Annotated in this window: 1 protein-coding gene; it reads right to left on the bottom strand. The window is 57.5% G+C overall.

From position 1 onward, the window contains the following. Positions 1-313, bottom strand: a 313-nt coding sequence (locus P9272_RS36160) for a hypothetical protein (protein ID WP_278164982.1), incomplete at both ends; no start/stop codon positions are given.

Here is a 313-nt window from a genome sequence, read left to right as displayed (position 1 = left end):
GAGCGGCGTTGCCGTGGTGCCGCTGACAACCCACACAAAGAGGTTTGCGCCTGTAGCGGGTGCACTGGCACTGAGAATGATGTCTGCCGTGGCCAGTGCGCCAGGCTGACAATAGTAAAATTCGATGTAACCCCAAATTGAGAAAGGAAGACCAATAGCGCCTGGGGCCCATTGTGTGGCCATTGTGGAATCAACCACCACGCTGGTTGTCGTGGATCCGAAACTGCTTTCCCGCGCGACGCCCACTACGACAATATCGGACGCACCGGTGGCGATCGGCGCGTTGGACCACGTATAAGTGTTCGGTGATCCG

Origin of the sequence: Mesorhizobium sp. WSM4976 (genome assembly GCF_029625685.1) — a bacterium.
Classification (GTDB): domain Bacteria; phylum Pseudomonadota; class Alphaproteobacteria; order Rhizobiales; family Rhizobiaceae; genus Mesorhizobium.
This window is presented reverse-complemented; position numbering and strand designations above follow the sequence as displayed.